We start from the raw sequence: 24,819 nt of genomic DNA, 5'->3' as shown, positions 1-24,819 counted from the left end.
CCGAAAGGACGTCCACAGTGGAATTCCTCCGACCCGCCTCGCTGGCCGAAGCGCTCGCCGCGAAGGCCGCGAACCCCGGTGCGGTCCCGATCGCCGGCGGCACGGACGTGATGGTCGAGCTCAACTTCGACCACCGCCGCCCGGAGTCGCTCCTCGACCTCGGGCGCGTGCCCGAGCTGCACGAGCACGGCACCGACGGCGGCCGGATCCGGCTGGGTGCGGCGGTGCCCTACGCCCGGGTCATCGCCGAGCTCGGCGCCCAGCTGCCCGGCCTGGCCATGGCCGCCCGCACGGTGGGGTCCCCGCAGATCCGCAACCGCGGTTCCGTGGGCGGCAACCTGGGCGCGGCTTCGCCCGCGGGTGACTCGCACCCGGCGTTGCTCGCAGCCGACGCCGAGGTCGAGATCGCCTCGGTCCGCGGCACCCGGGTCGTCGCCGCGAAGGACTTCTACACCGGCGTCAAGCGGAACGTCCTGGCGGCGGACGAGCTGATCACCGCGGTGCTGCTGAAGCCCGCAACCGGGCCGCAGCAGTTCAGCAAGATCGGCACGCGCAACGCCATGGTGATCGCCGTCGCCGCCTTCGGCCTGGCCCTGCATCCGGAGGAGCGCCAGGTCGGCACCGGCATCGGCTCGGCCGCGCCCACCCCGCGGCGAGCCGCCGACGCCGAGGAGTTCCTCGCCGCGGAGCTGGACTGGGACGCCCCGAAGGCGCTGACCGACTCGGTCAACCGCCGCTTCGGCGACCTGGTCGCCGCGGCCGCCGCGCCGATCGACGACGTCCGCGGCAGCGCGGCCTACCGGCGCCACGCACTCGGCGTGATGGCGAGAAGGACGCTGACCTGGGCCTGGACCGAATACTGCGGAGGAGGCGCGAAGTGCGCGTGAACGTCACCGTCAACGGCGAGCACCGCCGCGCGGACAACGTCTGGGAAGGCGAAAGCCTCCTGTACGTCCTGCGTGAGCGGCTCGGCCTGCCGGGTTCCAAGAACGCCTGCGAGCAGGGCGAGTGCGGCTCGTGCACGGTCTACCTCGACGGCGTGCCGGCGTGCGCGTGCCTGGTCGCGGCGGGCCAGGCCGAGGGCCGCGAGGTCGTCACGGTCGAGGGGCTGGCCGACGGGGCGGCCCTCGACCCGGTCCAGGAGGCGTTCGTCGAGCGCGGCGCCGTCCAGTGCGGGTTCTGCACGCCGGGCCTCCTGGTCGCCGCGCACGACCTGATCGAGCGCGTCCCGGACCCGAGCGACGTCGAGATCCGCGAGGCGCTGGCCGGGAACCTCTGCCGCTGCACGGGCTACGAGAAGATCCTCGACGCCGTGCGTGACGCGGCCGCGAGGAAGGCCGTCCGATGAGCGCGCCGGCCCGCTCCCCGCAGGAGCTGCACGACACGATCGCCGGCGGCATCGGCGAAAGCCCGCTGCGCCCGGACGGCACGCTGAAGGTCCGCGGCGAGTTCGCCTACTCCTCGGACCTGTGGCACGAGGACATGCTGTGGGGCGCCACGCTGCGCAGCCCGCACCCGCACGCGCGGATCGTCCGCCTCGACGTCTCCCGCGCGCTGGCCCAGCCGGGTGTGCACGCGGTGCTGACGCACGAGGACGTACCGGGGGAGAACGTCTACGGCCTGAAGTACCAGGACACGCCGGCGCTGGCCGCGGACCTGGTCCGCTACCAGGGCGAACCGGTCGCCATCCTGGCCGCCGACCACCCGGAGATCGCGCGGCAGGCGCTCAAGGAGATCGTCGTCGAGTACGACGTCCTGGAGCCGATCACCGACCCCGAGCGCGCCGCGCACGACGCCACGCTCCCGAAGCTGCACCCGGGCGGCAACCTGGTCCGCCACCAGCGGATCGTCAAGGGCGACCCGGCTGCCACGGCCGACGTGGTCGTGTCCGGGTTGTACGAGATCGGCATGCAGGACCAGGCGTTCCTCGGCCCCGAGTCGGGGCTCGCGGTCCCGGCGGAGGACGGCGGCGTCGACCTCTACCTGGCCACCCAGTGGCTGCACGTCGACCAGCGGCAGACGGCGAAGGCGCTGGGGTTGCCCCTGGAGAAGGTGCGGCTGACGTTGTCCGGGGTCGGCGGGGCGTTCGGCGGCCGCGAGGACCTGTCCATGCAGATCCACTCGTGCATGCTCGCGCTGCGCACCGGGCGGCCGGTGAAGATGAGCTACAACCGGCTGGAGTCGTTCTTCGGGCACGTGCACCGCCACCCGGCGAAGATGTACTACGAGCACGGGGCGACGAAGGACGGCAAGCTCGTCTACGTCCGCGCGAAGCTCTATTTCGACGGTGGAGCGTACGCGTCCAAGACCCCGGTCGTGGTCGGCAACGGCACCACGTTGAGCGTCGGTCCCTACGAGGTACCGAACGCCCACATCGAGGGCTGGGGTGTGTACACCAACAACCCGACCTGCGGCGCGATGCGCGGCCTGGGCGCGGTCCAGCCGACGTACGCCTACGAGTCCCAGATGGACAAACTCGCCGCCGCCCTGGCGATGGATCCGGCGGAACTGCGCATCCGCAACGCGTTGAGCGAAGGGTCCACTGTGGTCACCGGCCAGGTCGTCGACTTCCCGGCGCCGGTGGCGGAACTCGTCCAGCGGGTCCGCGACCTGCCGCTGCCGCCCGAACCCTCCGGCGAGCGCGACATCCGGGAGCTGCCCGGGGGTGCGTCCAACACGACCCACGGCGAAGGCGTCGTCCGCGGCATCGGGTACGGCGTGACGATCAAGAACATCTCCTACGCCGAAGGCCTCGACGACTACTCGACCGCCCGGGTCCGCCTGGAGGTGCTCGGCGGCGAGGCGGTGGCGATGGTGCACACCGCCGCGGCCGAGGTCGGGCAGGGCCTGGTGACGCTGCAGCAGCAGATCGCCCGCACCGAGCTGGGCGTGACGCGGGTGACCGTGCACCCCGCCGACACGAGCGTCGGCGACGCGGGGTCCAGCTCGGCGTCGCGCCAGACGTACGTCACCGGTGGCGCCGTCCGCAACGCCTGCCGTGCGGTCGTGGACACGGTGTGCAGCCGGCTCGGTGTTCCGTCCGCCGGTGTGAAGCTGGCCGGCGGCAAGGTCGTCACGGCCGACGGCGAAGTCGTCGCCGACCTGGTCGAGCTGCTGGGACAGACCGCGATCGAGGAGACCCGCGAGTTCCACCACCGCCCCACCCACCCGCTCGACCCGGAAACCGGCCAAGGGGACGCCCACGTCCAGTACGGCTTCTCCGCCCACCGCGCGGTGGTCGACGTCGACCTGGACCTCGGCCTGGTCAAGGTCGTCCAGCTCGACTGCGCCCAGGACGTCGGCAAGGCGATGAACCCCGACGCCGTCGTCGCCCAGATCCAGGGCGGTTCGGCGCAGGGCCTCGGCCTCGCCGTCATGGAGGAAATCCTGGTCGAGGACGGCAAGGTGCGGAACCCGTCGTTCACCGACTACCTCATCCCGACCATCCTGGACATGCCGCCGATGCGCGTCGACGTCCTGGAGCGGCCCGACCCGCACGCGCCCTACGGCGTCCGCGGCGTCGGCGAGCCCCCGACGATCTCGGCGACGCCGGCGATCGCCAACGCCATCCGCGCGGCCACCGGCCTGGAGCTGCCGCGCGTCCCCGTCCGCCCCGAGCACATCACCGGAGTCCGACCATGACCACGTCGCTTTCGCTCGAGCAGGACTGGCTCGACGAGGCCGTCCGCATCGCCGAGACCAACGTCGCGAACGGCGGCGGGCCGTTCGGCGCGCTGGTCGTGCGGGCCGGCGAGGTCGTCGCGACCGGCGTCAACCGCGTCACCGCGAACCTCGACCCGACCGCGCACGCCGAGGTGGTCGCGATCCGCGCGGCCTGCCGGGCACTGGGCACGTTCAAGCTGGACGGCTGCGTGCTCGTCTCCAGCTGCGAGCCGTGCCCGATGTGCCTGTCTTCGGCGCTGTGGGCGCGGGTGGACAAGGTCATCTACGCCGCCGACCGCGACGACGCGGCGAAGGCGGGCTTCGACGACCGCGCCTTCTACGAGCTTTTCGACCGTCCGCGCGAGACGTGGACGGTGCCCGTGACCCGGCTGTCCGCCAAGGACGGCTTCGCCCCCTTCGCGGCCTGGCTCGACAAGAGCGACCGCACCGACTACTGACCCACGAAGTCAGCAGCTGACCGGAGCAAACCCGAATCGAACGTCCCGCTCGGCCAGGCACGGCGTGGTGCCTGGCCCTGGCCGAGCACCCCCACCGGCAAGGGCAGGACGCATGACCCAGACCGAAGTCCCCACCCCCGTGGTCGACGACGTACCCGGACAACGCCGTTCGCTGCTCGACAAGCTGTTCGAGCTGCGGGCCCGGCAGAGCACGATCGGCCGCGAAGTCCGCGGCGGCGTCACGACGTTCGTCGCGATGGCCTACATCGTGCTGCTCAACCCGCTCATCCTCGGCGCTTCCGCCGACATCACCGGCGCCCGGCTCTCCGCGGCGCAGGTGACCACGGCGACCGCGCTAGCCGCCGCCGTGATGACCGTCCTCATGGGACTCGTCGGCAACGCGCCCCTCGCGCTGGCCGCCGGGCTCGGCATCAACGGCATCGTCGCCTTCCAGATGGCGCCGTCGATGACCTGGGCCCAGGCGTTCGGGCTGGTCGTGCTCGAGGGCGTGTGCATCGTGCTGATGGCGGTCAGCGGTGTCCGCGAGCGGATCATGAACGCCATCCCGCGGCCCCTCAAGACGGCGATCACCGTCGGGATCGGGCTCTACATCGCGCTCGTCGGCCTGGTCAGCGCCGGGTTCGTGACCCGGGTGCCGGACTCCGCGCAGACCACGGTCCCGGTGCGCCTCGGGGCGAGCGGGCACCTGCACGGGTGGCCGATCGTCGTGTTCTGCTTCGGTCTGCTGCTGATGGTCGTGCTGATGGCCCGCAAGGTCCCGGGCGCGGTGCTGATCAGCATCGGCGTGGCCACCGTGTTCGCCGTCGTGCTGCACCAGGTATTCGGCGTCGGCGGCTGGGGCCTCACGACCCCGGCTCTGCCGGACCACGTCGTCGCCGCTCCGGACTTCGGCCTCTTCGGGCACATCGACCTGTTCGGCGGCTTCGCCTCGGCGGGCGCGCTGGCCGCGACGGTGTTCCTCTTCACGCTCGTGCTGTCCGGCTTCTTCGACGCGATGGGCACGATCACCAGCGTCTCCGACGAAGCCGGGTTGTCGAAGAACGGGAAAGTGCCGCGGATGGGCCGGATCCTGCTGGTCGACGGCGCGGGCGCGATCGCCGGCGGCGTCGCCGGTTCGTCGCCGAACACGGTGTTCCTCGAGTCCGCGGCCGGCGTCGGCGAAGGCGCGCGGACCGGGCTGGCCAGCGTCGTCACCGGGCTGCTGTTCGCCGGGACGCTGCTGTTCACGCCACTGGCCGGGGTCGTCCCGGCGCAGGCCGCCGCGCCCGCGCTGGTCGTCATCGGCGGCCTGATGGTGGCGCAGTGCCGGACCATCCCGTGGCACGACCCGGACTACACGATCCCGGTGTTCCTGACCGCCGCGCTGATCCCGTTCACCTACTCGATCACCAACGGCGTCGGCGCCGGCCTGATCGCGTTCGTGCTCATCAAGACCGGCCGCGGCAAGTGGCGCGAGGCCGGCTGGCTGCTTTCGCTGCTGGCGCTGGTGTTCGCGGTGTACTTCGCCGTCGACGGCGTCGAAGCCCTCTTCCGGTAAGGAGATTCCCGTGGCCCTGATGTTCTTCAACGGCGGCGCCATGCGCGGCGAACCGCTGCACCACCTCCTGGACGGCTCGCCGTTCGTGTCGACGACCGAGACGGCCCCGAAATACCGGTTCTACGCCGTCGGCGACCAGTGTCCGGCGCTGTATCCGGTGTCGCACGGCGGCGCGGCGGTGACCGGCGAGGTCTACGACGTCTCCCTGGACGCCCTGCGCGACAAGGTGCTCCCGGCCGAGCCGCACGAGCTGGAGCTCGGCGTGGTGGAGCTGGCCGACGGCAGTTCGGCGTTCGCGATGCTGCTGCGCCGGCCCTACACCTCGCACGTCGCCCTGCGGGACATCACCGAGATCGGCGACTGGCGGGCCTTCAAGGCAAGCGCGTGAAGGTCCTGGTCGCGCCGGACAAGTTCAAGGGGTCGCTGACCGCGGGGGAGGTGGCGTCGGCGGTGGCTTCCGGCCTCGCCGACGTCCACCCCGGTCTCGTGGTGCGGGAACTCCCGGTGGCCGACGGCGGCGACGGCACGGTCGACGCCGCCGTCGCCGCCGGGTTCCGCCGCGTACGGGTCCCGGCCCGCGGCCCGACGGGTGGTCCGGTGACGGCGTCCTACGCGGTCCGAGGCGACACCGCGGTCGTCGAGCTGGCCGAGGCGTCGGGCCTGCACCGCCTGCCCGGGCCGCCGGAGCCGCTCACCGCGACCAGCGCGGGCACCGGCGACGTCATCGCGGCGGCCGTCCGCGCGGGCTGCCGGCGGATCGTGCTCGGCGTGGGCGGCAGCGCGTGCACGGACGGCGGGGCCGGCCTGCTGGCCGCGCTGGGCGCCCGGCTCCTGGACGACACCGGGCGCGAACTGCCCTTCGGCGGCGCGGCCCTCTCGCGGCTCGCCTCCCTGGACCTGGCCGGTCTATCCAAAGTAGACATCGAGCTGGCGAGCGATGTGGACAACCCGCTGTACGGGCCGGGCGGAGCTGCCGTCGTCTACGGACCGCAAAAGGGGGCGACGCCCGCCGACGTCGAGACGCTGGATGCCGCCCTGCGGCACTGGGCGTCGATCGCCGGGCCGGAGTTCGCTTCCCGGCCGGGCGCCGGGGCCGCCGGGGGAGTGGGCTTCGCGGCGATGGCCGTGCTGGGGGCCCGGATGCGCCCCGGCATCGAGCTGCTGCTGGAGTTGCTCGGGTTCGACACGGCCCTGACCGGGACGTCGCTGGTCATCACCGGCGAAGGGTCCCTCGACGAGCAGACGTTGTCCGGCAAGGCCCCCGCCGGAGTGGCCGCCGCCGCGGCGGCCCGGGGCATCCCGTGCCTCGCGGTGTCCGGGCGCTGCCTGCTCACCGCCGGGCAACTGGCCGGCGCGGGGATCTCGGCGGCGTACGCGTTGACGGACCTGGAGCCGGACCCGGCGCGGTGCATGGCGGAGGCGGCGCCGCTGCTGCGCCGCCTCGCCCGCCGCGTGGCGCTCGACTACTTCTCGCTGTCCAGGTGATCGAGCTGGGCGGCGGCGTACCGGCCGCCCGCCGCCGCGCCGGCCGGAACGGCCGCCTCGATCTCCGCGAGGTCGGCGTCGGTGAGCTCGACGTCCGCGGTCCCCGGTGACTCGGCCGGCCGGGCCCGGGTGCGGGCGCCGACGAGCGGAACGATGTCGTCACCCTGGGCGGCGACCCACGCGATCGCGAGCTGCGCGGTGGTGACACCCTTGGCCGCGGCGATCTGACCCAGCGCCTCGGTCAGCGCGAGGTTGCGGTCGAGGTTTTCGCCCTGGAACCGCGGGCTGTGGCCGCGGAAGTCACCCGCGGTCAGCTCACGCGACGGCGTCCAGTGGCCGCTGAGCAGACCGCGGGAACTGCGGCGGCCCGGCGCAGGGTCTCCGCCCCGACCTCGGACAGCCCGATGTGCCGGACGTAGCCCGCGCGCACGAGCTCGGCCAGCGCGCCGGCCGCGCAGGGCATCGCGCAACAGCAGTTCGTTGTGCCCCATGCCGGAGAAGTCCCCGGTGTCGAGCAGGGTGACACCCCGTCGAGGGCGGCGTGGACGGTGGCCACGGACGATATCGACGAGCTGAACACTCGCTACCCAAAACTTGTTACCATCGGAACCATGGCAACGAAGACGGCGGAGGACACCCGCGTGCGCATCCTCGAGGCGGCGGCCACACTGCTGGCGGCCGAGGGCCGCGACGGCCTCTCGACCCGCGCGGTGAGCGCGGCGGCGGGCGTCCAGCCCCCGGCGCTGTACCGCCTCTTCGGCGACAAGGACGGCCTCCTCGACGCGGTGGCGGCCTACGGCTTCGACGAGTACCTCAAGAGCAAGCGAGCCCTGGGGTCGACGGGCGACGCGGTGGAGGACCTCCGCCGAGGCTGGGACCTGCACATCGAGTTCGGCTTGTCCCGCCCGGAGTTCTACGTGCTCATGTACGGCGACGCCCGCCCCGGCCACACATCACCGGCGGCACGGGAAGCGGAGGCGATGTTGCGAAGCATCGTGGAGCGAGTGGCGGCGGCGGGCAGGCTACGGGTGAGCGTCGAGCGAGCAGCCCGCCTGGTGCACGCAACGGGCATGGGCGTGGTGCTGGCCCTGATAGCAACACCGGAGAAGGACCGGGACCAGGAGCTGTCGGCAACGGCCCGCGAGACGGTCCTGGCCAGAATCCTGACGGTGGGAGAGCAATCCGAGGCCTCGGACCTGCCGCAACGGGCAATCGCCCTACGAGCGGGCCTGCGGGAAGCCACGGCCCTCACGGAAGCGGAGCGAGTCCTGCTGGCCGAGTGGCTGGACCGAATCGCCAACGCGTAGGCGGTCAGGCGGCAAACTCGGAACCCCACCCCCTCGGTAGCCCTTCCCGGACCGGAAGCCAAACCCCCGGCAGCTCGCGAACCGGAAGCCAAACCCTCGGCAGCCTCCGAACCAGGCTGCAACCCAGGCCCCCGCAACCCCGATCCGAAGCCCCAACACGGCCGGCGGCACCGGGTCAAGGCACGCTTTCCCGCCTTGACGCGGTGCTGTCGGCCGTAGTCACAATCCGGCTTCGGGGTTGCGAAGAGCGAGAACATCGGCAGCTTTTCGATCCGCAACCGAATCGATCCAGCCCGATCGGACATTGCCTGTCACCCCAACACCCCCCCAATATGTTGCGACCCACAACATATTCACGACAACGCCGTCGGAGGGTCCGAATGATCAGGTGGAAAGCCTGCACAGGAGCAGCAATCCTCCTAGCCGCGCTCTTCCCGCAACCAGCCCAGGCAGCCGGAACAGCAACCGACTGCTGCGGCAGCGGAGCCTCATGGACCACAGGCAACAAGTCAGCCCTGGGCACCTCGACCACCACCAGCCCGGTCTGGTTCACCGTCGCCAACGGGGTCACCTCGGAGGTCTTCTACCCGAGGGCCGACGTCCCCAACATGCAGGACATGCAGTACGTCATCACGGACGGCTCGACCTTCGTGGACCTGGAACGCGACGCCACGACCCATGTCGTGACGATGCCGGACGAAAAGGCCCTCCAGTACACGATCACCAACACGGCGAAGAGCGGCAAGTACCGGATCACCACCGACTACGTCACCGACCCCGCCCGGGCGACCCTCGTCACGAACACCCGGTTCCAGTCCCTGGACGGCGGCGCCTACCGCCTGTACCTCCTGGCCAACCCCTCGATGGCCGGCGGCGGAGCGAACGACAACGCCTGGTGGGACGGCACCGGACTCCTGGCGAGCGGCACCGAAACGCTCTTCGGCGGCACAGCGACCACCGTCGTCTCCGCACTCCGCGCCTCCACGGGCTTCACCGCCCACGACAACGGCTACGCGGGCGCGGCCAGCGACTGCCTGGTCGACCTCCGCGCCGACAAGGCCCTGAACAACCAGTTCGACACGATTTCCGGCACGGGCAACGTGGTGCAGTGCGGCCAGATCCCGGTCGGCGCGGACACGACGTTCACCGTCGCGCTCGGCTACGGGACCACCGCGGCGGCGGCCACGGCGAACGCGAGTGGCTCGCTGAGCAGCGGCTTCCCGGCGATCGCCACGTCCTACCGCAGCGGCTGGAACTCCTACGTCGGAAGCCTGAAACCCGCTCCCGCCGGCGTTTCCGGCGACACGCAACGGCGGCGCGCCTACTACGTGGCGGCCATGGCGCTGAAGACCGCCGAAGACAAGCAGCACCCGGGCGCCAGCGTCGCCGGGCTCGCGACCCCCTGGGGCGACTACACCAACGGCGACCACCTCAACGACGGCTACCACCGCGTCTGGGGCCGCGATCTCTACCAGCAGGCGACCGGGCTCCTGGCCGCGGGCGACAGTGCCCAGGCCAAGCGGATGGCCCAGTTCCTCTGGAACTCCCAGTGGATCGGCAGTCCCACGGCCGGCGACGGCACGACGTACCCGGCGGGCTCGTTCCCGCGCTACAGCCCGGTTTCCGGCGTCGCGGGGGCGAGCGCCCAGCAGCTCGGCTGCTGCGAACAGCTCGACCAGAACGCCGACGCGATCCTGCTGGCCTGGCTGACCGGCGTCACCGACGCCTCGACCTACGCCAAGGTCAAGACGACGGCGAACCACATCGTCGCGACCGGCCCGGACACCACCGAGCGGTGGGAAGAGCAGTACGGCAAGTCGCCGTCCTCGGTGGCCGCGGAGATCGCCGGGCTGGTCGCGGCGGGGGCGATCGCGCGGGCCAACGGTGACACCGCGAGCGCGACGTCGTGGGAGTCCACCGCGGACTCCTGGCGGAACTCCCTGGCCGGCTGGACCGTGACGACGTCCGGCTACTGGGGCGGCAACACCTACTACGAGCGGCTCGACCGGTCCGGGAACCCGAACGACACCGCGACGATCTGCTTCGACGAAGGCTGCTTCTACGAGCACGACGTCACCGACTTCGGCTTCCTCGACCTGGTGCGGCTCGGCATCCGCCCGGCGGGTGACACGACGATCGCGAACTCGGTCGCGCCGACGGCCGCCGCGTCCGACGGCAACTCGGCGGTGCAGGTCACGCTGCCGAACGGCGACGTCTACTTCCACCGCTACCCGCACGACAACTACGGCGAAAGCACCGCGAACTGCAGCGGCTGGCCCGCCGGGGGCAGCCAGCGGTTCGGGCGGCTGTGGCCGGTGCTGTCCGGGGAACGCGGCGAGTACGAGCTGGCCAACGGCCGCTCCGCCGCGGTCCACCTGAAGTCCATGGCGGACTCGGCCAACGACGGGTACTTCGTACCCGAACAGGTCTGGGACCGCGCCGACGTCGGCTGCTTCGGGCTCGGCCGCCCGACCGGCAGCGCGGGCCCGCTGATGTGGGCCGAGGGCCAGTACCTGCGGCTCGCGCAGAGCATGGACGCCGGCCACAACCTCGACACGCCGTCGATCGTCAAGACCCGGTACGGCACCTGAGAAAACGCCGGCCCGGCACGCCCCCTCGGTGTGCCGGACCGGCGGTCAGCGCACCAGGCGGACGGTCTTCGCCGCGGGGGCGAAGGTCGCCGTCTGGCCGCGGGTGAGGGCGACCGTGTCGGCTTCGAGGCCGTCGCCGAACGCGACCAGGCGGTCGGATTCGACCTCGACGGTCAGCGGCGCCCGCGTCAATTCCCCTTCGGTGCACGTGGTTCCGGTCGTCGGCGACGGCCACGCTTCGCGCACGAACCACACGAGCCGGGCCTCGCCGGGCGCGGGCAGGCGCAGCGCGCTGCCGCGTTCGCGCCACACCGATCCGCACCAGCCGGTGGCGCCGGTGCCCGTCCCGACGAGGATCCCCGACGACGCCTGGCGTTCGGGCGGCCCGCCACCGACCCCCAGCCGGTAGCGGGCCGTCTGGTGCCCGGCGTGCCCCAGGTAGATCTCGTTGAGCGCGAGCAGCCGCTGGCCGTCGTCCGCGGTGAGCTCGGCCATCGTCCGGTGATCGACGTCGCCGGTGGACCGCACCAGATCCGCGGCCGCCGCCGGCGGGTGGCGCACGAGCACGCCGGGCGCGCCCGGGGCGATCCCGACCACCGGCTGGCCGTCGAGGTACTTGGCCACGTTGGCGACCAGGCCGTCCTGCCCGACCACCACGACGACGTCCTCCGGTGTGAAGAGGAACCGGTCGAGGTCCGCGCGTTCGACCTCGCCGCGGCGCCAGTCGAGCGGGATCGCCGCCGACACCGCGGCCAGCGCCGCACGCACGGCGGCGTCGGCCGCGGTCACCTCGGCCAGATCACGGCCGCGGGTGCGCAGGAAGAACTCCGCCTGGCCGCGCGTGCCGTGACGGGCGACGAGTTCGGCCAGCTCGGTGCGGCGGTGGACGAGCACGACGCGCGGCGCCAGGCTCACGAGCGGACCCCCAGCTTCGTCAGCAGCGGCGTCAGCAGATCCGGCGTCAGGACCAGGCTGTCGATCTGCGGCAGGTTCCCCGCCAGCTCCTTCAGCGCCAGCCCGGTCAGCACGCCCTCGGGCAGGTCGCGGTACGCCGCCAGCCGGGCCGCTTCGCCCGCCGCTTCCGCTTCGCCGAGCGCGCGTTTGCCCTCGGCCTTCACCTGCGTCAGCCGCTCCTCGCGCGAAGCCTGCGCCTCCGTCTCGATCCGGTTCGCCGCCGCGGCCTCTTCGGCCTGACGTCGGGCGTTCGCGCCGCGCTGGGCGAGCAGCTGCTCCTCGCGGCGGGCCAGCTCGATCTGGTTCTGCAGCTCGTTTTCGCCGATCGCGCGTTCCCGTTCGACGGCGAGGGCCCGGCGCTCGAAAGTCGCGCGGTCGGCCTCCTGCTGCACCTTCTCCCGCGCGGTGGTCTGCAGCGCCTTCTCGACCTCCGGCTCGGCCCGGATGGCGACGACGCGGACGTCGATCACCGCCGAACCGGTCTGCGCGAGCCGCGTGTCCTGTTCGGCCAGGCCCGCGCGGATCCGGTCGCGGACCGCCCGCACGCCGTCGACGAGGGCGGTGGCCAGGGGAGTGCGGGTCAGCACCTCGACCGCGTACTGCTGGACGTTTTCGGTGAGCAGCCCGCTGATCTGCGCCAGCGGGTCGCTTCGCCAGCGGCCGGTGTCCGGGTCGATGGAGAAGTCGATGCGCTGCGCGGCCAGCGCCGGGTCCTCGATCCGGAAGGTCAGCGCGAGCTGGACGGTGACGTCCTGGAAGTCGGCGGTGCGGGCGTGGAACAGCAGCGGCAGCTCGCGGTCGTCGACCGGCACTTCCGAGACCACCGCGGTCAGCGGTCGGTACCAGAACGACAGCCCGACGCCGTCGTGGGCGAGCTTGCCGCGGCGGTAGTGGCGGATGTGGACGGTCGGGGCCCCGCGCAGGTGCCGGAACCCGAAGCGGCGGTCGATGTCGGCCATGGAGTCCTCCTCTTATCGTCGAGGTGACGATATGGGGCGGACTCGCTAATCGTCAAGCTGACGATTAGGGTGGGTGGCATGGGTCACCCGCCGTTCGCCGTCACCGTGGACCTCGTCGTGCTCACCCTGACCGGGGACGAGCTGTGCGCGCTGGTGGTGCGCCGCGGCATCGAGCCGTACCGCGGGGAGTGGGCGCTGCCGGGCGGGTTCGTCCGCGAGGACGAGGACCTGGCGGACGCGGCGCGCCGCGAACTGGCGGAGGAGACGGGGCTGGCGCCGGGCACCGTCCACATCGAACAGCTGGCGGGCTACGGCACCCCGGACCGCGACCCGCGGATGCGGGTGGTGACGGTGGCGTACCTGGCGCTGGCCCCGGACCTGCCGGTGCCGCGCGCGGGCACGGACGCGGCCGAAGCCCGCTGGGCCCCGGTGCGGGCGCTGCGGACCGAGCGCCTGGCGTTCGACCACGACCGCATCCTCGCCGACGGCGTCGAGCGCGCCCGCGCGAAGTTGGAGTACTCCCCGCTGGCGACGGCGTTCTGCGCCGCGGAGTTCACGGTGGCGGAGCTGCGCCGGGTGTACGAACTGGTGTGGGACACCCGGCTGGACCCGCGCAACTTCCACCGCAAGGTGACGGGCGCGGAGGGCCTGCTGGAGCCGACGGGCCGGACGACCACCCGCGACGGTGGCCGCCCGGCCCGGCTGTACCGGCGGGGGAAGGCGGAGGTGCTGTACCCGCCGATGTTGCGCAGCTGACGCCTGTGGCTCGCGCGCCACTCCGGGCGGCGGCGGAACGGCCCTCGGCGCTCCGGCTGGTAATGGTGCTGCGCACCGGAGCGGCCGCCGGTCGGTTCCCACCGGCCCGGCTGGTGGCGGTGTGCAGCGCCACCCGAGCGGGCCGGTCGGGTCTCACTGGCCTTGGGTACCTACGGCGGCGCCGACAGGGAAGCCCGGCTTTCCGCCGAGGACTGACCAGATCCGGCCTGAGCTGCCGACTGCGAGTGACGCGGGTCTACGCCGCTCGGGCGGGGACCAGGCGGCGGGCCGCCGACACGAGCGGCAGCAGGCGCGTGCCGAAGTTGCGGGCCGCCAGGCCGCCGCGGGTGGCCGGGATCAGCAGCGCCGCCGCCGCCGGGACCGCTCGCTGCTTCGGCTCCACCAGCTTCCGGTGTGCCGTCTCATATCTGCGGAACGCCGCGGCCGGGTCGTCCGGGGTCCGGCCGAGCTCTTCCGCCAGCGTGTACGCGCCCGCCATGGCCAGCGACGAGCCGTCGCCGAAGAGCGACACGCACGAGGCCGCGTCGCCCGCCAGCGCGATCCGGCCCGTGCTCCAGCGGTCCATGCGGACGCGGCTCACCGAGTCGAAGTACAGGTCGTCCGTCGTACGAACCTGCTCCAGCAACTGCGGAACGAGCCAGCCCGCGCCCTCGTAGGTTTCCGTGAGCAGGCGCCGGTGCAGCGCCGTGTCGCGGTGGTCGAAGCCCGGTACCGCGTCGCCGCGGAACATGAACGCCGCGATGCCGTGACCGCGCGACGGGTGGACCGCGACCGCGCGGCCGGGTGAGTTGTACATCTCGATCGCCGCCGGGTCGGCCGGCGGTCCGGTCAGCGGCAGCGTCGCGATGTAGACGCCCATGTGCTCGACGAACGCCCGTTCCGGGCCGAACACGAGGCGCCGCACCGCCGAGTGCAGCCCGTCCGCGCCGAGCACCAGGTCGAACCGCCGCGGGCCACCCCGTTCGAAGGTGACGTCCACGCCGCCGGCGTCTTCGCGGAGCTCGGTGACGGAATCGCCGAAGACGAACTCGGTGTGCTCGCGCGCCGCGTCGTGGAGGATCGCGGCGAGGTCGGTGCGGGGGAGTTCGATGTCGCCGTCCGCGCCGAACAGCCGCGTCGGGATCCGGCCGGTGCGCCGGCCCGCGTCGTCGACGAAGTTCAGCGCCTCCGCGCTCGTGCTCGCTTCACGCAGCTTCGCGGTGACGCCCATCCGCTCCGCGACGCGCGACGCCGGCCCGCGCACGTCCACCGGGCTCCCGCTCGAACGCAGCCCGGCGGCGCGTTCCACCACGGTGGGCCGGAAGCCGGCGCGGGCCAGCCAGTACGCCAGGGTCCGTCCGGCGACGCCGGCGCCGGAGATGAGCACGGTTCGTTCAGTCATGATTGCCCCCAGATCGGTCCTGACCATCGGTCAGTGGCGACCCTACGCTCCTGTCCGCCGGTCAGGCAAGCGGCTAGGCTCGGGTGATGACGGACGACACCCGGGCGAAGATCCTGCGCGCCGCGCTGGCGGAGTTTTCGGCGCGCGGCTTCCACGAGACGTCGGTGCGGGAGCTGGCCGAATGCGTCGGCGTGACGAAGACGGCGGTGCTGTACCACTTCCCGGGCAAGGCGGACATCGTCGCGGCGCTGGCCGAGCCGATGCTGGCCGACTTCGAAGCGGCGCTGGCCGCGGCGGCGAAGGCGGCCGACGTCCGCCGGGCCGCGCTCGAAGGACTACTGGAAGTCTGGTTGACCCACCGCTACCTGCTCCGGATGAACCTGCGTGACCTCGGCCTGACCGCCTCGGCGGCGGCGTTCGAGCGCTTCCGCGACGGGATGTTGACGGCGAACGCCCTGGTTGCGGGCCCGGACGCGGACTTCGCGGCCCGGGTCCGCGCGGCACAGGCGATCGCGATGCTGAGCGACCCGGTGGTGTTGTTCGCCGAGGCGCCGGAGGCCGAGTTGCGAGCAGCGATCCTCGACGGCGTGCGACGGCTGTTCACGGCCCCGGACGGGAGCCCCACCGCGTCGAACAAAGGCCGCCGCGGGCGGCCGCCGGTCATGAGCGCCGAAACCGTCGCGGCGGCCCGGCGTCTCTACGAAGCCGGGCGGGCTCCCGCTGACATCGCGGCCGAACTCGGCGTCTCCCGGGCGACCGTCTACCGGCACCTCCCGATTAATGAGACGACTTCTGAGACTTTTTGAGACAACGGGTCAGCCCAACGCCCGGAACCACAGCGTGAACTCCGTCTTTTGCGGCACCAGGCGGTACCGCGGCAGCACGCCCGGCCCGCACGACGCCGTCCCCAGCCCGTGCTGCGCGACGTCCAGCGTCAGGTGCACCACGTCGTCCGGCACCAGATCATCCGGGTGGCGCGCCGCCTCCAGCGCGGCCGCGGTCCAGCGGCGCGCGGTGAAGTCGAAGACCGGCTCGCCGTCCACGCGGATGCCCGCGCCGTCCGGGGCCGTCAGCCGCGCCCAGCGGACCGCCGTGCGGTTGCCGTTCTCCTGCGGGAACACGTACGGCGTCTGCAGACCGTCGACGCTGCGGGAAAACCGGCCGATCCGCGCCGCCTGGCGGCTGTCCGGGTACGCCTCGCCGGGACCGCCGCCGAACCACTCGGCCGAGCCGAGCGAATCCGGGACCGCCATCGTCAGCCCGAGCCGGGGGAGCGTGCCCGGGAACTCGCCGTCCGGCGTCACCGAAACCCGCAGCCGCAGGCGGTCGGCGAACGCCGTCCACGTGTAGTCGGCGAACAGCCCGAACGGCTGCGCCGGCGGGGCGACGCGCGTGCGCACCGCCAGTTCCTCGCCGTCCGCGTCGACCGCGATCACCCGGTGCTGCATCCGGTGCAGGCCCGCCTCGCGCCACTGGTCGGCGGCCGGCCGTCCGGCGAACGTGCCCCGGTCGTTGTCGGTCGTCGCCCGCCAGACGTCGAGGCGCGGCCCGCGCACCGCGTGCCCGCCGAGGGCCGTCAGGACACCGGTCGCCGGGTCGAACTCGCCGGCGCCGAGCACCAGCCGCCCGCCGGTGCGGAACACCGGCCCGCGCGGGGGCAGCGGCGCCGCGGCGGGCGCGGGCGACACCGCCAGCTGCCCCCACCCGACGACGTGTCCCGCCGGCGCCCAGGCGGTCGCCGAGGTCAGCGCCGCCGACACGGTCAGCCACGACTCGCCGACCGTCGCGGGCAGGTCGGGGAGCGGGACCAACGCGTCCTGTCCTGATTGGACGGCTGGGACGTCGAGAACACCCTGGGCGACAGCGATTCCCTCGTCCTCCAGGGTCCAGGTGAATGTCAGGTGTGCCGTGCTGACGAAGTCGTGGTGGTTGCGCACCCGGATCCCGCCCGGATCGGCGGCGATCCGGACCGGCTCGACGACCTTCGCGAACTCCCGTAGCCCCGGCGACGGCGTCCGGTCGGGGAAGACCAGGCCGTCGATGACGAAGTTGCCGTCGTGGATCGGCTCGCCGAAGTCCCCGCCGTAGGCGAAGTGCCCACCGTCGGCGAGACCGTGGTCGATCCATTCCCAGACGAAGCCGCCCTGGCAGTTCGGGTAGCGCTCGAACAGTTCCCGGTACTCCAGCAGGCCGCCCGGGCCGTTGCCCATCGCGTGCCCGTACTCGCACTGCAGGAACGGCAGAGCACGACGCCGCGCGTTGTCGTCGTCCCGGCGGCCGATCCGCTCGACGTCCTCGTGCGTGGCGTACATCCGGCTGTGCACGTCCACGTAGGCGCACTCGTGGTCGCCTTCGTAGTGCACCGGCCGCGTCGGGTCGCGGTGGTGCACCCACTCGGCCATCCGCGCGAGGTTTTCGCCGGTGTGGCTCTCGTTGCCCAGCGACCAGAGGATGACGCTGGGCCGGTTCTTGTCCCGCTCCACCGTGCGCCGGATCCGGTCGAGGTAGGCCGCGGCCCACCTCGGGTCTGCGCTCGGGTTGCCGGCCCAGCCCAGCGGCTCGAACCCGTGGGTCTCCAGATCGCACTCGTCGATCACCCAGAGGCCGTACGTGTCGCACAGCTCGAGGAACGCCGGATCGGGCGGGTAGTGGCTGGTCCGGACGGCGTTGACGTTGTGTCGCTTCATCAGCAGCACGTCGGCCAGCGCCGTCTCCGGCGGCACCACGCGCCCGGTGCGGGGGTCGTGCTCGTGGCGGTTCACCCCGCGCAGCATCAGCGGGCGTCCGTTGACCTTGAGCTGCCCGCCTTCGATCGTCACCGTCCGGAAACCGATCCGCACCGGCACCCGCTCGGCCGCCGTGACCAGCGTGCCCTCGTACAGCCGGGGCGTCTCGGCGCTCCACGGCTCGACCGGCAGCTCCAGCGCCGCCCCGGCCGGGTGCCCAGCGACGCCGAGTTCGGGGATGTCCAGCACGACGTCCGGGCCGGTCTCGACGCGGACCGTGCCCAGACCGGTGGTGTGGTCGTAGTCCGCGCGGACCCAGTAGTCGCCGATGCCGCCGTCCGGGCGGGCGAGCAGGGTCACGGCGCGGAAGATCCCGGACAGCCACCACATGTCCTGGTCCTCGAGGTAGCTGCCCGCCGACCACTGGTGCACCCGCACGACGAGGACGTTGCCGCACGGCCGCAGCAGCGTTCCGACCTCGAACTCCGACGGCAGCCTGCTGCCCTGGGTGACACCGAGTTCGGTGCCGTTGAGCCAGATCCGGCCGCACGAGTCGATGCCGTCGAAGCGGAGCACCGCGGACCCGGCGGGCCACCCGGCGGGCAGGTCGAACCGCAGCCGGTGGTCCCCGGTCGGGTTGTCCGACGGCACGTGCGGCGGGTCGACCGGGAACGGGTACGGCACGTTGGTGTAGGCGGGCCGGCCGTGGCCGTGCAGCTGCCACAGCGACGGCACCGGCAGCTCGTCCCACGCCGAGTCGTCGAACCCCTCGGCCTCGATCCCCGCCGGGGCGGCCGCGAGGCTCGGCGACAGGCGGAACCGCCAGGTGCCGTTCAGCGACAGCGCGGGCGCGTCGGAGGTGAAGGCCGCGCGCGGCGGGAGCGAGCCCCGGCCGGGGCCGGGGTCTTCCAGGTACGACATGGGGTCCTTTCCGCGCTCGCCACGTCGTCCGAGAACGTTCCCGGGAACGTTCACGGACCGTCCGCAGTGTGCGGCGCGACGGGACGGGGTGTCAAGGGATCAGGCGGATTCACGCAGGTGGAGACGGGCGCGGACGATCAGCTCGGCGGGCTCGAGCGGCGCGTCGCCGGTGACCAGCCGGGCCGCCTGCTCGACGGCTAGCGCGCCGACCGCCCGCGTGTCGATCGCGACGCTCGAGAGCTCCGGCTCGACGAGGGTGCCGAGCGCCAGCCCGTCGAACCCGACCACGGCGAGGCCGGCGGGCACCCGCAGGCCGAACCGGCGGGCCTCGCGCAGGGCGCCGATCGCCATCACGTCGTTGACGGCGAAGAGGGCGGTGACGTCGGGGTGGGCGGTGAGCAGGGCGGCCAGCGCGGCGCCGCCGCCGCCGTCGACGCTCGGGGCGTCCGCGGTGATCCGGCCGGGGTGCACGGAGACCCCGCACTCCGCGGCGGCCCGCAGGAACCACCGGCGGCGGACGGTCGGAGCGGGGTTGCCGTCGAGCATGCCGATCCGCCGGTGCCCGCGCGAGACGAGGTGGGCGACGGCCTCGCGCACGCCGTCCTCGCCGTCGATCCCGATGCCGCTGAAGCCGCCTCCAGCGCGCCGGAGGCGACCTCGGTGAAGAAGGGGTTGAGCAGGTCCGGCACGACCAGGCCGATTGTGGTGGTGTCCGGCCGGACCAGACCGCGCGCGAAGCGGCTGGGCCCGTACCCGAGCTCGCGGGCGGCGTCGAGGACGCGCTGCTTGGTCGAGCCGTCGATCTCGCCCTTGTCGTTCAGCGCCCCCGACACCGTCTGCCGCGAGACCCGGCCGAGCGGGCGACGTCGTGGATCGTCACCCGCCGGGGTTCGGTGCCGCTCGGAGACACCCGTCGAGTATGCCCGCGCGCTCGCCCCGCTCCCCGGGGCGGGCTCGCCGACCGTGATGGAGAGGTCGACACGCGTGATGGGGAGGTCGACACGCGTGATGGGGAGGTCGACACGCGTGATGGAGAGGTCGACACGGGCTGGTTGCCGTGTCGTCGCCCGGATCACGCGTGTCGGCTCCGCAATCACGCGTGTCGACCCCTCCGTCACCGGCCCGCTACCCGAGCGGGGTGCGTTCGCGGCGCTTGACGAACCGCCAGCCCACCGCCAGAACCACCGCGAGCACCGGGATCGAGGAGAACGCGATCTTTTCGGCGCCGTCGGAGAAGCCCATCAGGACCACCACCAGGGCCAGGAACGCCAGCGTCGCCCAGCCGCTGTAGGGCGCCCACGGCATCCGGTACGACGGGCGTTCCAGCTCGCCGCGCAGGGCCGCCTGGCGCAGGCGCAGCTGGCAGAAGATCAGCGTCGCCCACGTGCTGATCACGCCGAGGGACGCGATCGCGATGGCGATGTCGAACGCCTCCTTCGGCACCAGGTAGTTGAGCACCACGCCCAGCACGTACGCCACCGACGTGAACAGGATGCCGCCGTAGGGGACCTGCCGGCGGCTCATCCGGCTGACGAACGACGGCGCCTCGCCCTGCTCGGCCAGCGAGCGCAGGATGCGGCCCGTCGAATAGAGCCCGGAGTTGACGCTGGACAGCGCGGCGGTCAGCACCACCGCGTTCATCACGTCGCCGATACCCGGGATGCCGAGCCGGCTGAACACCGTGACGAACGGGCTCTCGTCGCCGCTGTAGAACGGCCACGGCAGCAGCATCGCCAGCAGCAGCACCGAACCGACGTAGAACACGCCGATCCGCCAGACCACCCCGTTGATCGCCTTCGGCAGCACCGTGCGGGCGTCCTTCGTCTCGCCCGCCGCGATGCCGACGACCTCGATCGCCGAGTAGGCGAAGATGACCGCCTGCAACGTCATCAGGGCCACGCCGACGCCCGCCGGGAACAGTCCACTGTGGCCGGTCAGGTTGCGGGGGCCGGCGGGCGCGCCGCCGATGTCCGCGCTCGTCAGCACCAGGCCGGCGCCGACGACCAGGAAGACGACGATGGCCAGCACCTTGACCACCGAAAACCAGAACTCCAGCTCGCCGAACACTTTGACCGACAGCAGGTTCACCGCCAGCAGCACACCCAGGGCGACCAGCGCGGTGAGCCACTGGGGCACGTCCGGCAGCCACTTGTGGACGTAGATGGCGACCGCGGTGATCTCGGCGATCCCGGTCATCGCCCAGTTCAGCCAGTACATCCAGCCGGCGGCGAAGCCGGCCCACGGGCCGATGAACCTCCGCGCGTAGGTGACGAAACTGCCGGAGCTGGGCTCGTGCAGGACGAGCTCGCCGAGCGCGCGCATCACGAAGTAGGCGGCGATTCCGCAGGTCGCGTAGGAGAAGACCAGCGACGGGCCGACCTGGTGGAGCTTGCCGCCGGCGCCGAGGAACAGCCCGACGCCGATCGCGCCGCCGATGGCGATCATCTGCACCTGGCGGTTGCCCAGTGCTTTCGAATAGCTTTCACCGTTTTCGGTGACGAGCGAGGAATCCATGGTTACCGGACGCTAGAGCCGTGTGCGTGAGCTCACCAAGCAGGCTAAGGAAGACTTAAGGTGTGCCGGACGTCACGGCGCACCCGGGGTGCGCGCCGATCCGGACGGCCTTCTACGCTACGGCCGTGGATCTCGCGGCGCTGCTGGATCGGATAGCCGACGACGTCGCGCCGGAGGTCGGCCGCGGCGCCGTCGCGGACTACATCCCTGCGCTGGCCAGGGTCGAGCCGGGGCGGTTCGGCATGGCGGTGGCCGAAGTGGACGGTGCGGTGCACGGCGTCGGGGACTGGGAGCACCCGTTCTCCGTGCAGAGCATGTCCAAGGTGTTCACCCTGGCGCTGGCCCTTTCCCGCGGCGACGGCGTGTGGGCGCGCGTCGGCCGCGAACCCTCGGGCGACCCGTTCAATTCCCTGGTGCAGCTCGAACACGAGGACGGCATTCCGCGGAACCCGTTCATCAACGCGGGGGCGCTGGTGGTGACCGACGAACTCGCCCGGCACGGCGACGCGGCGGACGCGCTGCTCGCCTTCCTCCGTCAGGAAAGCGGCCGCCCGGAAATCGCCGTGGACGCCGAGGTGGCGGCCTCCGAAGCGGGCCACGCCGACCGCAACCGCGCGCTCGCGTACTTCATGGCGTCCTACGGCAACATGCGCCACCCGGTGCCGTCGGTGCTCGACCAGTACGTCCGCCAGTGTTCGATCGCGATGAGCTGCGCCGACGTCGCCCGGTCGGCGTTGTTCCTGGCCCGCCACGGCGTCCGCAACGACGGCTCGCGCCTGCTCGGGCTGAGCGCGGCGAAGCGGATCAACGCGGTGATGCTGACCTGCGGCACGTACGACGCGGCGGGCGAGTTCGCCTACCGGGTCGGCCTGCCGGGCAAGAGCGGCGTGGGCGGCGGCATCGTGGCGATCGTCCCGGGCCGGTGCGCGGTCTGCGTGTGGAGCCCGGGCCTGGACGCGCGCGGCAACTCCGTCGCCGGTGTCGCCGCGCTCGACCGGTTCACGACGCTGACGGGCTGGTCGATCTTCTGACTCAGCGCAGGTAGTTGTAGACGCTGGCCCGCGAGATCCCGAGCAGGTCGGTCAGCGCCGGCACCGCGTTCTTCAGCTCGAGGAACCCCCGCTCCTTCAACGACCGCACGAGGTCCTTCTTCGCGGCCGCCGGGAGGCTGCGGGGCGTGTGGCCGCGCTCGGTCGCGTAGTCCTCGACCAGAGCGCGCAGCTCCTCACCCGTGCGGGCCCGCAGGGACTCGGTGAGCGGGGCCGGTTCGTCGGTGCGGGCGAGGCGGGCCAGTGCGTGGGCCGCCGAGCCGAGCAACGAGACGTCGAGGTTCAGGCACAGTGCCGCGACGTACTCGCCGCGCGCGTTGCGGATGCCGATCGACGTGCTCTTCGCCGGGCGGCCGTCCGGGAAGCGGTTCGGGTAGTTCTGCAGGACGTCGGGGAACTGCGGGTCGGCGATGCGGGCCAGGCCGAGCTCGGTGGCCGGGTCGCCGACCGCACGGCCGGACAGGCCGCCTTCGACCGCGCGCACCGCGTGGGCCGGGTCGCGCAGGTCGTGCAGCACCACCTCGCACAGGCCGGGGAACATCCGGCCGACGGCGTGGGCGATCTTCTCCGCTTCGCGCAGCAGCAGCTCGTCCTCGGACGGCGAAGTCATCCGATCAGCTCCCGCAGCTTGTCCGCCGCCTTCAGGCCGGAGCCGGTGAGCACCACGACCGTGGTTTCGCCCGGCCGGATGGCGCCGCGGGCGTGGAAGACGTCGATGGCCGCCGCGGCGGTCGCGCTGGTCGGTTCCGCGTAGAGGCCGAGGGACGCCAGGCGGCGGGCGGCCGCGGCGATGGCGGCTTCCTCGATCGCCGCGGTGTCCCCGCCGGAGCGCCGGATCGCCGCGACGACCTCCGGCAGGCGCACCGGACGGCGGATCGCCGTGCCTTCGGCGACGGTCGGGGCGAACGGCGGTGGCTCCCGGTCGTGGACGGCGGCGTCGATCGGGGAGCAGTTCCGCGGCTGCGCGACGAGCAGGCGCGGGCGTTTCTCGATCGACCCGGCGGCCAGCAGCTCCCCGAACCCGAGGTCGCAGCCCAGCACGATGCTGCCCGCACCGGCCACGGTGACGACGGCGTCGGGCGCGCGGAAGCCGAGGTCCTCCCACAGCTCGTAGGCGAGGGTCTTGGTGCCCTGCAGGAAGAACGGGTGCCAGTTGTGGCTGGCGTAGGTCGTGCGGTCCGCGCGGCGGACGGCTTCGGCCGCGGTGTCGTCGCGGGCGCCCGGCACCAGCTCGACGGCCGCACCGTACGCGCGGGTCTGCAGCAGCTTCGCCGGCGAGGTCCCCTCGGGGACGAGGACGGTCGCCGCGATCCCGGCCGCGGCGCTGTAGGCGGCCACCGACGAGCCGCCGTTGCCGGAGCTGTCCTCCAGCAGCTCGCGCACCCCGGCGCCGGCCAGCGCGGAGACCATGACGCTGGAGCCGCGGTCCTTGAAGCTGCCCGTCGGGCCGAACCACTCCAGCTTGAACCGGACCTCGGTGCCGCCCCAGACCTGCGGGACGAGCGGGGTGCAGCCCTCGCCGAGCGACACCGGGCGGAAGCCGCCGGGCAGGGCAGCCCGGTACCGCCAGAGGGAGCGGACGCCGGTGTCGACGTCGTCCCGCCGCAGGCCGGGCAACGGGGTGACGGTCAGTGGCGCGCCGTCGTCGCCGCGCCACCGCAGCGGGTCAGCGGGGTACCGCGCGCCCGACCGTTCGTCGGTGTACCAGTACTGCACCGTCACCTCCACGTCTGGACGAACGGTCCAAGTGTAGACGTACTGTCTAGTACTACTCCGGAGTACGCGAAATGTCTTCAGCTTCTTCTCAGGAAAAGCTTGTAACGCCGCGGGGTGGAATTTCGATCAACCGCGTCGGACGGCGTACCGCTGGTGGTCGCTCGAATACCCGCCGTCGTACCCGGTGAGCCGTTGTCCGCCGCCGGTCTCCTCGTTCGTGGTCTCGTGAGCACCGAGAATCCCGGAGCGTGACCAATCCACTGTGGACTCCAGAGGCGGCGCCGAGATGTTCGACGCATTCTTTCGACAATTTGCCGTTTTGTCGAAAAATGGCCCGTGAACCTTCCTCGGAAACCGATGAAGAAGTGACGTGTCCAGGTTGGCGAAGCGAACGATTCCGGCCGCCTGCTTTACCGCGGGGATAAGCACGGGCGGCCGCCGGGAAACGCCGGACCCGACGGTCGGCGTGGGCCGGATCGGCCAGCGCTCCGGCGTCCACCATGCGGGATGGCTTGCGCCGTCCGGCGGTGCGCGCCGGTGGACGACGGCGGGGAACCGGCCGGCCGGCGCCCGCCGCGCGGCCAATGGTGTTCCTCGTCCAGCGGCGAACGTGACGGTGACGTTAAATTCTTGCACCGTCGGCGTGCTCGCTCCCGAATTTTCTGAACCCGGACGATGAAATCGCGGTGGGTTGTTGACGGCGCGGAAGGAACCCGCTTAAGTACACCCCGTTGCCTTCCCCCTTTCGTGTGCGGGAGTT

At 72.4% G+C, this 24,819-nt stretch carries 21 protein-coding genes; 12 read left to right on the top strand and 9 right to left on the bottom strand.

Annotated features, from left to right (window positions below):
- Nucleotides 1-17: 17 nt before the first annotated feature.
- The 7 genes from ACLJOU_RS11795 (at nucleotide 18) to ACLJOU_RS11765 (ending at nucleotide 7,164) form a co-directional block, all read left to right on the top strand.
- Nucleotides 18-887, top strand: coding sequence for an FAD binding domain-containing protein (locus tag ACLJOU_RS11795; RefSeq protein WP_410566439.1), 870 nt, complete (start codon nucleotides 18-20; stop codon nucleotides 885-887).
- Nucleotides 878-1,348: a (2Fe-2S)-binding protein gene (locus ACLJOU_RS11790; RefSeq protein ID WP_410566438.1), complete on the top strand. Its 471-nt coding sequence runs from the start codon at nucleotides 878-880 to the stop codon at nucleotides 1,346-1,348. Before ACLJOU_RS11795 ends, ACLJOU_RS11790 begins: the two co-directional genes overlap by 10 nt.
- Nucleotides 1,345-3,642 carry a xanthine dehydrogenase subunit D gene (gene pucD / locus ACLJOU_RS11785; protein WP_410566435.1) on the top strand — a complete coding sequence of 766 codons (2,298 nt, stop codon included), beginning with the start codon at nucleotides 1,345-1,347 and terminating at the stop codon, nucleotides 3,640-3,642. The genes ACLJOU_RS11790 and pucD overlap by 4 nt, the downstream gene beginning before the upstream one ends.
- Nucleotides 3,639-4,121 carry a nucleoside deaminase gene (locus ACLJOU_RS11780; protein WP_410566433.1) on the top strand — a complete coding sequence of 161 codons (483 nt, stop codon included), beginning with the start codon at nucleotides 3,639-3,641 and terminating at the stop codon, nucleotides 4,119-4,121. Before pucD ends, ACLJOU_RS11780 begins: the two co-directional genes overlap by 4 nt.
- A 112-nt stretch (nucleotides 4,122-4,233) precedes the next feature.
- Nucleotides 4,234-5,679, top strand: coding sequence for an NCS2 family permease (locus tag ACLJOU_RS11775; RefSeq protein ID WP_410566430.1), 1,446 nt, complete (start codon nucleotides 4,234-4,236; stop codon nucleotides 5,677-5,679).
- Between the two features lie 10 nt (nucleotides 5,680-5,689).
- Nucleotides 5,690-6,067, top strand: coding sequence for a gamma-glutamylcyclotransferase (locus tag ACLJOU_RS11770; protein ID WP_410566427.1), 378 nt, complete (start codon nucleotides 5,690-5,692; stop codon nucleotides 6,065-6,067).
- On the top strand, nucleotides 6,064-7,164 hold the full coding sequence (locus ACLJOU_RS11765; RefSeq protein ID WP_410566424.1) for a glycerate kinase: 1,101 nt from the start codon (nucleotides 6,064-6,066) through the stop codon (nucleotides 7,162-7,164). The genes ACLJOU_RS11770 and ACLJOU_RS11765 overlap by 4 nt, the downstream gene beginning before the upstream one ends.
- On the opposite strand, the gene ACLJOU_RS11760 is transcribed toward ACLJOU_RS11765, so the two are convergent.
- A complete protein-coding gene (locus ACLJOU_RS11760) occupies nucleotides 7,143-7,655 on the bottom strand; it encodes an aldo/keto reductase (RefSeq protein WP_410566421.1) in 513 nt (170 codons plus the stop codon). The genes ACLJOU_RS11765 and ACLJOU_RS11760 overlap by 22 nt on opposite strands.
- A 120-nt stretch (nucleotides 7,656-7,775) precedes the next feature.
- Here ACLJOU_RS11760 and ACLJOU_RS11755 point away from each other — a divergent pair, with 120 nt between their 5' ends.
- Entirely contained in the window at nucleotides 7,776-8,471 is a 696-nt protein-coding gene (locus tag ACLJOU_RS11755; protein WP_410566418.1) for a TetR/AcrR family transcriptional regulator, read from the top strand.
- A 380-nt stretch (nucleotides 8,472-8,851) separates the two neighbouring features.
- Nucleotides 8,852-11,062: a glycoside hydrolase family 15 protein gene (locus tag ACLJOU_RS11750; protein WP_410566415.1), complete on the top strand. Its 2,211-nt coding sequence runs from the start codon at nucleotides 8,852-8,854 to the stop codon at nucleotides 11,060-11,062.
- Between the two features lie 45 nt (nucleotides 11,063-11,107).
- On the opposite strand, the gene ACLJOU_RS11745 is transcribed toward ACLJOU_RS11750, so the two are convergent.
- Complete coding sequence (locus ACLJOU_RS11745; protein ID WP_410566412.1) at nucleotides 11,108-11,977, bottom strand: hypothetical protein; 870 nt, start codon at nucleotides 11,975-11,977, stop codon at nucleotides 11,108-11,110.
- The gene (locus tag ACLJOU_RS11740; protein WP_410566409.1) at nucleotides 11,974-12,975 is read right to left on the bottom strand and encodes an SPFH domain-containing protein; all 1,002 of its coding nucleotides are present in this window, start codon (nucleotides 12,973-12,975) and stop codon (nucleotides 11,974-11,976) included. Before ACLJOU_RS11740 ends, ACLJOU_RS11745 begins: the two co-directional genes overlap by 4 nt.
- 78 nt (nucleotides 12,976-13,053) lie before the next feature.
- Between ACLJOU_RS11740 and ACLJOU_RS11735 the strand changes: the two genes are divergently transcribed.
- A complete protein-coding gene (locus ACLJOU_RS11735; protein ID WP_410566406.1) occupies nucleotides 13,054-13,731 on the top strand; it encodes an NUDIX hydrolase in 678 nt (225 codons plus the stop codon).
- Nucleotides 13,732-13,987: 256 nt separating this feature from the next.
- Here the strand turns inward: ACLJOU_RS11735 and ACLJOU_RS11730 are convergent, their stop codons facing one another.
- On the bottom strand, nucleotides 13,988-15,133 hold the full coding sequence (locus ACLJOU_RS11730; protein ID WP_410566403.1) for an FAD-dependent monooxygenase: 1,146 nt from the start codon (nucleotides 15,131-15,133) through the stop codon (nucleotides 13,988-13,990).
- 86 nt (nucleotides 15,134-15,219) lie between these two features.
- On the opposite strand from ACLJOU_RS11730, the gene ACLJOU_RS11725 reads away from it, so the two are divergent.
- The gene (locus ACLJOU_RS11725; protein ID WP_410566400.1) at nucleotides 15,220-15,939 is read left to right on the top strand and encodes a TetR family transcriptional regulator; all 720 of its coding nucleotides are present in this window, start codon (nucleotides 15,220-15,222) and stop codon (nucleotides 15,937-15,939) included.
- Between the two features lie 9 nt (nucleotides 15,940-15,948).
- Here ACLJOU_RS11725 and ACLJOU_RS11720 read toward each other — a convergent pair whose 3' ends face one another.
- From ACLJOU_RS11720 to ACLJOU_RS11710, 3 genes are all read right to left on the bottom strand, one after another.
- Nucleotides 15,949-18,780, bottom strand: coding sequence for a glycoside hydrolase family 2 TIM barrel-domain containing protein (locus ACLJOU_RS11720; RefSeq protein WP_410566397.1), 2,832 nt, complete (start codon nucleotides 18,778-18,780; stop codon nucleotides 15,949-15,951).
- Between the two features lie 99 nt (nucleotides 18,781-18,879).
- Nucleotides 18,880-19,377: a substrate-binding domain-containing protein gene (locus ACLJOU_RS11715; protein WP_410566395.1), complete on the bottom strand. Its 498-nt coding sequence runs from the start codon at nucleotides 19,375-19,377 to the stop codon at nucleotides 18,880-18,882.
- A 528-nt stretch (nucleotides 19,378-19,905) separates the two neighbouring features.
- Nucleotides 19,906-21,294: an amino acid permease gene (locus ACLJOU_RS11710; protein WP_410566392.1), complete on the bottom strand. Its 1,389-nt coding sequence runs from the start codon at nucleotides 21,292-21,294 to the stop codon at nucleotides 19,906-19,908.
- A gap of 125 nt (nucleotides 21,295-21,419) precedes the next feature.
- Here ACLJOU_RS11710 and ACLJOU_RS11705 point away from each other — a divergent pair, with 125 nt between their 5' ends.
- Entirely contained in the window at nucleotides 21,420-22,325 is a 906-nt protein-coding gene (locus tag ACLJOU_RS11705; RefSeq protein ID WP_410566389.1) for a glutaminase, read from the top strand.
- A 1-nt stretch (nucleotide 22,326) separates the two neighbouring features.
- Here the strand turns inward: ACLJOU_RS11705 and ACLJOU_RS11700 are convergent, their stop codons facing one another.
- Together ACLJOU_RS11700 and ACLJOU_RS11695 are read right to left on the bottom strand one after the other, a co-directional pair.
- The gene (locus ACLJOU_RS11700; RefSeq protein ID WP_410566386.1) at nucleotides 22,327-22,953 is read right to left on the bottom strand and encodes a transcriptional regulator; all 627 of its coding nucleotides are present in this window, start codon (nucleotides 22,951-22,953) and stop codon (nucleotides 22,327-22,329) included.
- Nucleotides 22,950-24,071 (bottom strand): threonine synthase, encoded by a 1,122-nt coding sequence (locus ACLJOU_RS11695; protein ID WP_410566383.1) that lies wholly within the window; start codon nucleotides 24,069-24,071, stop codon nucleotides 22,950-22,952. Before ACLJOU_RS11695 ends, ACLJOU_RS11700 begins: the two co-directional genes overlap by 4 nt.
- Nucleotides 24,072-24,819: the final 748 nt, after the last annotated feature.

Source organism: Amycolatopsis sp. cmx-4-61 (genome assembly GCF_046548775.1).
Taxonomy (GTDB): Bacteria; Actinomycetota; Actinomycetes; order Mycobacteriales; family Pseudonocardiaceae; genus Amycolatopsis.
Note: the sequence above shows the minus strand (reverse complement) of the source record. Positions and strands in the feature narration are given on the sequence as shown.

Excerpts from the sequence above, each read along its gene's own strand:
- pucD (WP_410566435.1), top strand. The coding sequence starts at position 1,345 with ATGAGCGCGCCGGCCCGCTCCCCGCAGGAGCTGCACGACACGATCGCC.
- ACLJOU_RS11780 (WP_410566433.1), top strand. The coding sequence starts at position 3,639 with ATGACCACGTCGCTTTCGCTCGAGCAGGACTGGCTCGACGAGGCCGTC.
- ACLJOU_RS11775 (WP_410566430.1), top strand. The coding sequence starts at position 4,234 with ATGACCCAGACCGAAGTCCCCACCCCCGTGGTCGACGACGTACCCGGA.
- ACLJOU_RS11760 (WP_410566421.1), bottom strand. The coding sequence starts at position 7,655 with ATGGGGCACAACGAACTGCTGTTGCGCGATGCCCTGCGCGGCCGGCGC.
- ACLJOU_RS11755 (WP_410566418.1), top strand. The coding sequence starts at position 7,776 with ATGGCAACGAAGACGGCGGAGGACACCCGCGTGCGCATCCTCGAGGCG.
- ACLJOU_RS11750 (WP_410566415.1), top strand. The coding sequence starts at position 8,852 with ATGATCAGGTGGAAAGCCTGCACAGGAGCAGCAATCCTCCTAGCCGCG.
- ACLJOU_RS11740 (WP_410566409.1), bottom strand. The coding sequence starts at position 12,975 with ATGGCCGACATCGACCGCCGCTTCGGGTTCCGGCACCTGCGCGGGGCC.
- ACLJOU_RS11735 (WP_410566406.1), top strand. The coding sequence starts at position 13,054 with ATGGGTCACCCGCCGTTCGCCGTCACCGTGGACCTCGTCGTGCTCACC.
- ACLJOU_RS11730 (WP_410566403.1), bottom strand. The coding sequence starts at position 15,133 with ATGACTGAACGAACCGTGCTCATCTCCGGCGCCGGCGTCGCCGGACGG.
- ACLJOU_RS11725 (WP_410566400.1), top strand. The coding sequence starts at position 15,220 with ATGACGGACGACACCCGGGCGAAGATCCTGCGCGCCGCGCTGGCGGAG.
- ACLJOU_RS11720 (WP_410566397.1), bottom strand. The coding sequence starts at position 18,780 with ATGTCGTACCTGGAAGACCCCGGCCCCGGCCGGGGCTCGCTCCCGCCG.
- ACLJOU_RS11710 (WP_410566392.1), bottom strand. The coding sequence starts at position 21,294 with ATGGATTCCTCGCTCGTCACCGAAAACGGTGAAAGCTATTCGAAAGCA.
- ACLJOU_RS11700 (WP_410566386.1), bottom strand. The coding sequence starts at position 22,953 with ATGACTTCGCCGTCCGAGGACGAGCTGCTGCTGCGCGAAGCGGAGAAG.